The organism is Bacillota bacterium, from assembly GCA_040754675.1.
Lineage (GTDB): Bacteria > Bacillota > Limnochordia > Limnochordales > Geochordaceae > Geochorda.
Genome location: JBFMCJ010000118.1, coordinates 1 through 9,684 on the forward strand (window position 1 = coordinate 1; position 9,684 = coordinate 9,684).

Below are 9,684 nucleotides of genomic sequence, written 5' to 3' on the forward strand. Positions count from 1 at the left end.
TCCACCGCGGCCAGCAGGTCCTCGAGCCGCCCGAGCCAGGGAACGCCAAACTTCGCGGCCTGCAGCCTGGCCCTTGCGGGTAACTCGTCATAGATGCCCCCGAACTCGGCCCCCGGCAGGGTCTTGAGTTGGGAGGCATACGAGTACGCATGGAGATGGGCGAAGCTTATCAGCCCGATTTTCATGCGTTCACCTCCACCGGCTTGCCTTCGCGGGCCGACCGCGTCGCCGCCTCGGCCACCCGGACCGCGGCCGCGGCATCTTCCGGTGTGATGGCAAGCGGCGCCTTTTGTGTCACGTGATCGAGGAAGTGCTCGATTTCCAGCTGGAACGGGTCGGGTTCCAGCGGGCTCGCCGGCAGCCGGGCCTCGATCATCCGCTCGGCATCTCGAAACAACCGCACGGCCACCGAATCCCGGCTGGACCACTGGATCAGCCCGGCAGTGCCGGCAAGTTCCCCCTCGGTCTGAAAGGGGGATCCGGGCGGATAGCTCCAGGCGCCCTCCGCCATGGCGATGGCATCGTTTTTGAACCGCATCAGCAGCGCGGCATGCTGCCCTCCGGCGTCGCCTACCGCCGTTGCCACCGCGTGCACCCGCGCTATCGGGCCGAAAACCCACCGCAGAAAGTCGATATCGTGAATGAGCATGTCGAGGATGACGCCGCCGCTTTCGGCCTCATCCCGCATCCAGGTGTTCCAGGCCGGTAGCGCCCCGCCCCGGAAGGTGCGCGCAGAACGAGCTTGTCCAATCTCGCCGTGCAGGGCAACCTCTCGGGCCAGCCGGTAGTCCGGAAAGAACCGCACGACGTGCGCGACCATGAAGGGCACGTCGTGGCGCCGCACGGTCTCGACCGCCGCCTCCGCGTCCTGTGCGGTTCGAGCGAGGGGCTTCTCGCACAACACCGCCTTCCCGGCAGCCGCCGCCATTTCGATGGCTCGACGATGCAAGGGAGTCGGAAGGCAGATGTCGACGATGTCGATGCCCCTGGCCTCGAGCGCTCTCTCAAACCCGTGGTAAACTGCAGCGGGCGGCCGGTCTCCCAGCCAGGCCCTCGGCTCGTCCCCGAGCCGGGCGATGGCCACGACTTCGACGCCGCGCGACGCGAGGGCCTGCCACGCATGGAAATGAACCTCGCCCATGAACCCCGCCCCGAGGATAGCGACCTTCAGTGCTCCCATGGAGCCCCACAACCTCCCGCCAGGCTACGGGCCTTGCAAAGGTGAGGCGGGCTCTTGCCCGCCCTGGCGAGGTTTCGAGCCCTGCCCCACCCTTCTCTGCTTGGCCGGGCTTCGGCCACCTCACGTGGCCGGCCCGAGCTTGCCCATGTGAATCAGGATGATGTTGAACGGATCCACGTACGGGCTGTTGAGGTAGATCGGGTCGCCATCGGGTGGCCACCCGCTTACACGGACGTTCTCCAGAACCGGATTGTTGCCGTAGCGCTCCCAAAGCGGCACGACCGGCAGCAGTTCGTTGAACGCGAGGGCGAGCTTCGCGACGGCCTCCTTCTGCCCCGCCAGATCAAGGCCTGACGCCGCATCCACCACCAGCCGCTCCAGATCCACCTCGCCGAGAGCCTTCGTCTTCTGCTTGAGCGGGAAGTTCATGCCAGGGCCAGCGGCCACCGCCCCCGCTCCGAGAGCCGCGGCGGCCACGTAATTGTGCGTGAACAGATCCTGCACGTAGGCGAAGTGCGGATGCGGGTTCCCAATGCCCCAGGCCCGGATGGCCATCTGGAAGCGCCCCTGGTTGACTTCCGTCGGATGCTGAGTAAAGGTGACGGCCCGGACGGTCACCTTGATGCCGAAGCGGCTGAGCTGCTCGGCTGCGTTTTCGGCGGCTGCGGACCAGTCGGCGTACTCGGCCGGCACGCTCAGCTCGAACTCCATGGGCTGGCCCCGGTCCGTGACCCAGACGCCGTCCGGCCCCTTGCGGAACCCGATGGATCTGAGCAACGCCGCGGCCTTCTCGGGGTCGTACGGATACGGGTTGAGCCGCTCCTGCTGCGGCTCGGTCAGCCAGAGAGGCACGAGGTTGTCGCTGAATCCGGCCATGTACTTCTGGGGCTTCGCGGAGTCGCCCAGCGAGACGCGGGCGTTCTCGTCACGGTTGATGGCCATGGCAACGGCCTGGCGCACCTCGAGGCGGTTCAGCGGATACACGTTGTTGTTGAAAAAGATGGCCGGCCCGGTGTAAAGAGGCGGCCGCACGATTCGGATCTTCTCCTCCACCATGCGCCGCTCGGTCGCCGGCGGGAACCCGTGGGTTGCGTAGTCGACCTGTCTGGCAAGAACGAGAGGCGTGATCTGCGGCGTCTCGCCGTTGTACAGGACGACGCGGTCGAACTTCACTCGCGAAGCGGCCCAGGCCGTCGGCACCTTGAGGAGGGTGATCTGCGATTCCGAGATGCTGCGCGTGTCGATCGCAAAAGGCCCGGTCCCCACCACGGCCGCTGGCCGGAAGCTTTCAAACTCCACCCGCAACTGCTTCCATTGATCCGAATCGGGCCCCTTCCCCTGAGCAACGAGTTCGGCAATGCGCTTGGCCCACGTGCCGTAGACCGAGTCAGAGCGGATAGGTTCACGCAGTACGTACCGGGGAATGACCGTGGACGGATCCTTCATGTGGAACACCAGGGTGTAAGCGTCCACCTTTTCGATCCGATCAAGGTATCTCCATACGACCCAGTTGAACAGCCGACCCACGGTAAACGTGGCGATCACGTCGTCGGCGTCAAAGGGCGTACCGTCACTGAACCGCGCGCCCTGCCTGAGTTTCACCTCGAACCGGTCGGGCGGCACCATCCGCCACTGAGTGGCCAGTACGGGCTCATAGGTGCCGCTGTCCCAGTAGTAAAAGGCCAGGGGCTCTTCCATGAGCTGCTGGTAGATGCCCATACCGAGATTGTTGGGAACGTAAGTGTTGAAATGCCCGGCCGGCGGTACGACGTACGGCCACGCACCGTGAAACTCTGAGGCGGCCAGTGCCGCCGCCGGCGTGGCAGCCGCGAGCCCCACAGCCAGCAACCACGCTGCTACCACCCAACCTACGCCCGATCCTCCGCGGGACATCTCCCCTGCCCCCTTTCTGCGTGTCAACGGACCTGCTTGCTCGGCGCACAACCGCGCCACGCACCCCGTGTTCATCCGGACCTGCGTACCACGACCGCAACGACCGCCACGAACACCACGCTGACCCCCAGCGCCGCTACGGCCACGAGCCGCTCGGCGCTGCCGGGCGGAGCCAGCACGACCGCAACCGCCGAAAGCAGCCCGAGCCATACCCCTAGTTGGAAGGCGAGCCGGCCCAGCCGGGGGCTCATGGGTTATTCGGCAGTTCCCCCCTTTCGTCAACCAGGTGACAGGCCACTTTGCGGCCGATCTCGAGCTGGCGGAGCTCGGGGAAGCGCTTGTCGCAGACCTCCGGCTCGTACCACGGGCACCGCGGGTGAAACGCGCATCCCCCCGGGACCCGAAGCAGGCTCGGTACGTCCAGGCTCCTTGGTGCAATGCGCTGCTGCGTGCGGGTTCCCCTGGGATCGGGCTCGGCAACGGCCGAAAGCAGAATTCGCGTGTAGGGGTGGGACGGGTTCGACACCACGGCTTCCGTGGGGCCGACTTCGACCAGCCGCCCGAGGTACATCACACCGATCCGGCCCCGCCGGCCGAAGTACCGGGCAACGGCCAGGTCGTGCGTGATGAACAGGAACCCCACCCCTACCTCATCTCGCAACCGTTCGAGAACCCGTAGAATGCCGGCCCGCAGGCTCACGTCGACCATGGAGACCGGCTCGTCGGCCACCACCACGGATGGATCCACAGTCATGGCCCGGGCAATGCTTATCCGCTGGCGCTGGCCCCCGCTCAGCTGGTGGGGCAGCTTTCCGAGAAACTCCTCCGGCGGGGTCAGGCCCACCAGGCCCAGCAGCTCGGCTGCGCGCCCGCGAGCACCCTGGCGGCCCAGTTCGGGGTGGTACCGCAGCAACGGGGCCGAGAGGATGCGCTCCACGGTGTGGAGAGGGTTCAGGGATGCATAAGGGTTCTGGTGAACGATCTGCACGCTGCGCCGGAACTCGGCAAACTCCCCGCGAGGCAGCCGCCACAGGTCTTTTCCCCGGAAATGAACCCGCCCGAGTGTTGGCCGCATGAGACCGGCCAGGATCCGCCCGGTGGTGGTCTTGCCGCACCCGCTCTCACCGACCACGCAAAACGTCTCGCCGGGGCCGACCTCCATCGAGACGTCCCGCACGGCCCATACCTGTCGCCCGGCTACGCTGAACGCCCTGGAGACGCCGTCCAGCCCGACGAGGGCACCGTCAACGCTCACCGGCAAGGGGTTCACGCTCCCCGGCAGCGACGGCTTCCAGCTGGGACTCCGCGAAGTGGCATGCGCTCATGCGCCCTCCGGACAGGGCGCGCAGCTCCGGCACGCTCCGGAAGCAGATGTCCCGTGCGATGGGACAGCGAGCGGCAAACGCGCATCCGGCCGGCGGAGCCACCAGGCTTGGCGGCGCGCCCGGCAGGACGCGCAGCTCGTGCAACTCACCCCGCAGCCGTGGCACGGACTCCAGCAGCGCCAGCGTGTAGGGATGGGATGGCCGGTAGAACACTTCGTCCACCGGCCCCACCTCGACGATGCGGCCCGCGTACATGGTGACGACCCGGTCGGCGAGTTCGGCGGCCAGGGACAGGTCGTGAGAGATGAGCAGAAGCGTCAGGCCCAGCCGTTCCTTGAGGGAGCGCAGGAGCGCGATGATGCTGCGCTGTGTGAGAATATCGAGCGCCGTAGCCGGTTCGTCCAGGATCAGGACCTTCGGGTCGAGCAACAGGGCGAGCGCCAGGAGCGCCCGCTGGCGCATCCCGCCGCTCAGTTCGTGTGGGTAGGCCTGGAGCACGCGGTCTGCCTCCAGCTGGACCATCTCGAGAAGTTTGCGCGCCTTGCCGAGCACACCGCGGCGATACCTCATACCGTGGGCAGCCGCCGTCTCGAGGAAGTGGTCGCGGATTCGAAGCAGCGGGTTGAACGCATTGAGCGCCGATTGGAACACCACGGCCGCCACCCTCCAGCGAACCTCCCGCAGATCGTGGTCGGCCAGTCGGGTGACCTCAACGGCCCGGCCGTCGAAGAAAAACCGCACCGAGCCTCCCGTCACGCTGGCCGACCGAGGCAGCAGCCGAAGAATCCCCAATGCCAGCGTTGTTTTTCCGCATCCGCTCTCGCCGACGATGACCAGGGTTTCGCCCGCATGCAGCCGGAAGCTGGCACCTTCCACGGCCCGCAGGGGGCCGGAGGACGTCGCGTATTCGACGCTCAGACCCTCGACCTGCAGTACCGTAATTGTCCGACCGGGCCCGGAATCCGACCGCCCCTGCAAGGCCCCGCACCCCTTGTTCACTAGACCCCTCGCCCGAGCCTGGGGTTATAGACTTCTTCGAGAGCGCGCGACAGCCAGACGAGGCAGAGCTGGAAAAGCGCGATGGCGGCGATGGGCGACATGATGTAACACAGGCTGTCCCGGAAGAAGATAGCGCCCCGCACCCACGCCAGGTTGATCATGACGGCCCAGTTGTTCCCCGAAAGAGGCACGAGGCCAAGGAATATGAGCCCCACCTGCGAGTACATCGCCGAGGTCATGGCGAAGATGAGGTTGATCACGATGTAGCCCAGCATGTTGGGCAGCACCTCGGCGAAGACGATGTACCCGGTGCCGAGGCCGAGGGCTCTCGCCGCCTCGATGAACTCCCGCTCCTTGAGCGAAAGCACCTGGGCCCTCACGGCCCGAAGCAGCATGGGCCAGGACAAAAGGCCGATGATGGCCGCCAGGGCCGTCTGGCTCGTGAGCCGGATGAACCCGCTCAGCACGGCCAGGAGCGGAAACTGCGGGATCGTCAGCACCACGTCGGTCACGGCCATCATAAGCGAGTCGAACCGGCCGCCAATATAGGCGCTCAGCGAACCGAGCGTCACCGCCACGAAAGTGGACAGGAGGCCGGCCAGTGCCGCCACGTAGAGAAGGCCCCGCCCGCCATGGACGATCTGGGAGAAGATGTCGCGGCCCTGGTGGTCGGTGCCGAGAGGATGCTGAAGCGAAGGAGGCTGGTAGATAGCCGAGATGTCCGCCTTCGTGTCGAGCGGTACGACCAGTGGCCCGGCTGTGACCAGCAGAATGAAGAAGACGACCCCGGCGAGCCCCACTCGGCCCGAAGAGGAGCGGAGCACGAGCCCGAAGCGGCCCAGGCGGCGGGCGGCAAGTGCCTGCGCGGCCATCGCGCTACGCGCTCCCCTGCAACCGGATTCTCGGGTCGATGCGGGCGTAAACGAGGTCTGTCAGCAAATTGGCCAGGATGACGCTCACCGTAATCAGCAGGAAGACCCCCTGCATGACCGGATAGTCGCGCTGGTTGATGCTGTTGATGAGCAGAAGCCCGATGCCCTGGTAAACAAAGATGGATTCGATGAGCAGCGACCCGCCCACCACGAAGCCAGCGGTGATGGTGAGCTGCGTGAACAGCGGAAGCGATGCGTTTCGGCCTACGTAAGCGGTTACGATCCGCCGGTCGGAAAGCCCGCGGGCCCGTGCGACCGTGACGTAGTCCTCCTCAAGGGTGCTCAGGGTGCTGTTTTTCATCGTCAGCATCCAGTAGCCCACGGTCGTGATGACGTAGGTGGCTACCGGCAGCGCGGCGTGGTAGAGCACGTCGGCAAAGAACTCAAACGAAAGGGACGGCCGCATGCCCGGCGAGAGCACGCCGCGCATCTGGTGGATGGGCAGCAGCGGCCACTGCACGCCGAACAGCACCAGGATGAGCATCGCCACCAGATAGTTGGGCACGGAACTGAACACGGAGCCGAGGGCCGACAGCGCCTGGTCGAACCACGAGCCCCGCCGGTACGCCAGCACCATGCCCAGCCCCACGCCCAGCGAAAAGCTCAGCAAGAGCCCGGTTCCTACGCTGAAGATGGTCCACGGCAGGAACCGGCCGATCATGGTGCTGACGGGCGTTCCCGGCGACAGGAAAGACATCCCGAGGTCGCCCTGGGTAAGGTTGCCGAGGAACCGCAGGTACTGGCGCCAGAGCGGCTCGTTCAAATCCAGCGAGAAGAGCGCCGCCGCCAGGTTACGGGCTTCGGCGAGCGGGATCCCATACTGGGCAATGAGCTGATGGATGTAGACGTCGATGGGGTTACCCGGCATGAGGCGTATCATGAAGAACGTGAGCGTGACGACGACGGCGACGGTGAGAAGGGCCTTGAGCACCCTGACGGCGATGAAGCCAGCGCCCCGCAGCCACCGGGCCGGGTACGCGGGAGCGGCCTCGACGGCAACCGGTGCGTTCGCACTCACGGCCGGGCCCTCGCTTCACGGATGCCAAGCCCGGGACTGTTCATGGGCGGCGACGCCACCCCCGTCTCATGTCACGACGCACGCCCAGCCCCTGGGTCGCTGGGATTCTGACGGTAATCATACCATCCGCACCTGAACACGTCCAGACCACCTGGCCGAAGTGCAGCTGTCAAGCCTCGCTGGGGCTTTGGTGACCCCGCCAGCCGTTCACACCCTGGCCCGCGACGGCGCCGTCCAGGTCACCCGGCTGCACAGCGCGCAGCGCGGAGGGAGACCCTTGTGGCAGTGCTGGTTGCAGGCCGTCAGTCCCAACGAACGACCAGGACAGTGGCGTCGTCGTGTGGACGGGCAAAGCGCTGCAGGAGGCCTCCGGCATCGTACGGCTCTTGCTCTAATGCCTCATCCGCGAGGCCGTCCGTGGCTACGGCCAGGCAAGCCGGGGGTGTGACCTCGGCGGTAGAGGCCTGAATCCGTCGGAGGTTGTATCCCACGATGCCCGACGGGATCAGGAGCGGAATCCCCTTCGGAGCCCCTGCATGCCAGAGGCGCGCTCTCACGTTGCCCGCTCCCGCCCAATGAAGCTGGCGCCCTCCCGCTCCCACCCTCAGCGCCAGCAAGCAGGCACCACGGGTATACCGCAAGCTTCGGTGCAGCCATTCCACCAGGACGTCTGGCGGCAGCTCGATACCCTGGAGCACCAACCCCTTAAGCAGCCGGGCTACTTCTGCCGCTTCCGCACCGTGACCCAGCACGTCCGCTACGAACACCAAAAGCTCCCCATCTTGCTCTTTTACCACGAAGCTGTCGGCGTTTACGCCGGGCCGCCACGGCCGGCTAGCATCCGACCGATGCCGCCCTTGACGCCAACAGAGGTTCGGTCGGGCGCTTGACAATTCACCAGGGGTGGCGTATTCATACGTCGTCAGGACGCCGGGGGAGCGCCCGCATCGGCGCTGAGAGTGCGGCGTAAGGCCGCAGACCCCTCGAACCTGATCCGGGTCATGCCGGCGTAGGGAGGGCGTCACGTGTCCGACCTTACCGCTTCGGCCATCACTGCGGATCTGCCCGGCTGGCGGGCGCAACGCCCGCGCTGCGGGCTCGTCGTCGCCGGCCTTACCAAGCGCTTCGGCGAGCTGCGGGTTCTCGACGCGGTTTCGCTCACCGTCGCTCCCGGCGAGATCGTCGCCGTGGTCGGCCCGAGCGGGTGCGGCAAGACCACGCTCCTGGACATCCTCGCGGGCGTCACGCCTGCGGACGCCGGCTTGCTCACGTGGGATGGCGTGTCGGTTCCTCACCTGCGCGGCCGGGTCGCCTACATGCAGCAAAAGGACCTCCTCCTGCCCTGGCGCAGCGCTCTCGATAACGCCCTTCTAGCCGCGCAGGTGCGGAGCCGCCTCCTTGAGGCCCGGAAGATGGCCCCTGCCATTTTCCTGCGCCTGGGGCTGGCCGGCTTCGAGCGCGCCCGCCCGGCCGAACTGTCGGGCGGCATGCGCCAGCGGGTGGCGCTGGCCCGCACCATCCTTGGCGGCGGTGAACTCTGGCTTCTCGACGAGCCCTTCTCGTCGGTGGACGCGCTGACCCGCCGGGAGCTCTACGAACTCTTCCGCGCCACCTGGCAGGGCCAGCCCACGCTGATGGTCACCCACGACGTCAACGACGCCCGGCGCCTGGCCGACCGGGTTATCGTGCTCGGTCACCGTCCGGCCCGGGTGCTGGCGGAGCTTCCGGCCGCGGCAGCCACGGAAGAGCGGGTCGTGGAACTGCTGAAAGGTGGGCGTGAAGCGCTTGATGCCCGGATCCCACCCCGGCCCTGAACCGGCGCGCCGCGCCTCGGCGCCCGCTTTGGTGCGGCCACTGGCGCTGCTGGCCGCCGCCATCGCGCTGTGGGAACTCGTCGTCCGCCTCCGGGGGCTGCCGCCCTACCTTCTGCCGGCTCCAAGCCGCATCGCGGCGGAGGTGGGGATTCGAGGCGGCCTCGTGCTGGGCCATGCGGCCGTTACGGCCGGCGAGGTACTGCTGGGCTTTCTGGTGGGTTCAGCAGCCGGGTTCGCTCTGGCGCTGGTCATGGACGCCTGGCCGGCGGCGCGGCAGGCGCTTCTCCCGTGGCTGGTGGCTTCCCAGGCGGTGCCGGTCTTCGCTGTGGCGCCGCTTCTGGTGCTGTGGTTCGGGTACGGCTGGGGATCCAAGGTGGTGATGGCATCGGTCATCACGTTCTTTCCCGTTGCCGTGAACGTGCTAGACGGCCTGCGACCCGACCCCGACATGATGCGCCTGTTTACGGCGCTGGGGGCGTCGAAGCGGCAGGCGCTGTTGTGGCTCAAGCTGCCCGGGGCGGTA

Annotated in this window: 11 protein-coding genes and 1 riboswitch; of the genes, 2 read left to right on the top strand and 9 right to left on the bottom strand. The window is 66.9% G+C overall.

Features of this window, described 5'->3' with window-relative positions:
* The 9 genes from AB1609_08705 to AB1609_08745 form a co-directional block, all read right to left on the bottom strand.
* On the bottom strand, window positions 1–185 hold a 185-nt coding region (locus AB1609_08705; GenBank protein MEW6046548.1), incomplete at its 3' end, for a gfo/Idh/MocA family oxidoreductase.
* Window positions 182–1,180, bottom strand: a complete 999-nt coding sequence (locus AB1609_08710) for a Gfo/Idh/MocA family oxidoreductase (protein ID MEW6046549.1) — start codon at window positions 1,178–1,180, stop codon at window positions 182–184. The genes AB1609_08710 and AB1609_08705, both read right to left, overlap by 4 nt.
* A 120-nt stretch (window positions 1,181–1,300) precedes the next feature.
* Entirely contained in the window at window positions 1,301–3,073 is a 1,773-nt protein-coding gene (locus AB1609_08715) for an ABC transporter substrate-binding protein (protein MEW6046550.1), read from the bottom strand.
* A gap of 71 nt (window positions 3,074–3,144) precedes the next feature.
* A complete protein-coding gene (locus tag AB1609_08720; protein ID MEW6046551.1) occupies window positions 3,145–3,324 on the bottom strand; it encodes a hypothetical protein in 180 nt (59 codons plus the stop codon).
* The gene (locus AB1609_08725) at window positions 3,321–4,328 is read right to left on the bottom strand and encodes an ABC transporter ATP-binding protein (protein ID MEW6046552.1); all 1,008 of its coding nucleotides are present in this window, start codon (window positions 4,326–4,328) and stop codon (window positions 3,321–3,323) included. Before AB1609_08725 ends, AB1609_08720 begins: the two co-directional genes overlap by 4 nt.
* Window positions 4,318–5,376, bottom strand: coding sequence for an ABC transporter ATP-binding protein (locus AB1609_08730; GenBank protein ID MEW6046553.1), 1,059 nt, complete (start codon window positions 5,374–5,376; stop codon window positions 4,318–4,320). The genes AB1609_08725 and AB1609_08730 overlap by 11 nt, the downstream gene beginning before the upstream one ends.
* Window positions 5,377–5,396: 20 nt before the next feature.
* The gene (locus AB1609_08735; protein ID MEW6046554.1) at window positions 5,397–6,269 is read right to left on the bottom strand and encodes an ABC transporter permease; all 873 of its coding nucleotides are present in this window, start codon (window positions 6,267–6,269) and stop codon (window positions 5,397–5,399) included.
* A gap of 4 nt (window positions 6,270–6,273) precedes the next feature.
* A complete protein-coding gene (locus AB1609_08740; protein MEW6046555.1) occupies window positions 6,274–7,347 on the bottom strand; it encodes an ABC transporter permease in 1,074 nt (357 codons plus the stop codon).
* Between the two features lie 302 nt (window positions 7,348–7,649).
* Window positions 7,650–8,117: a SpoIIE family protein phosphatase gene (locus tag AB1609_08745; protein ID MEW6046556.1), complete on the bottom strand. Its 468-nt coding sequence runs from the start codon at window positions 8,115–8,117 to the stop codon at window positions 7,650–7,652.
* Window positions 8,118–8,269: 152 nt separating this feature from the next.
* Window positions 8,270–8,381, top strand: a riboswitch (TPP riboswitch).
* On the opposite strand from AB1609_08745, the gene AB1609_08750 reads away from it, so the two are divergent.
* A complete protein-coding gene (locus AB1609_08750; protein MEW6046557.1) occupies window positions 8,373–9,161 on the top strand; it encodes an ABC transporter ATP-binding protein in 789 nt (262 codons plus the stop codon). It overlaps the preceding riboswitch by 9 nt.
* Window positions 9,136–9,684 (top strand): ABC transporter permease subunit (locus AB1609_08755; protein ID MEW6046558.1); only part of this gene is annotated, 549 nt, incomplete at its 3' end. The genes AB1609_08750 and AB1609_08755, both read left to right, overlap by 26 nt.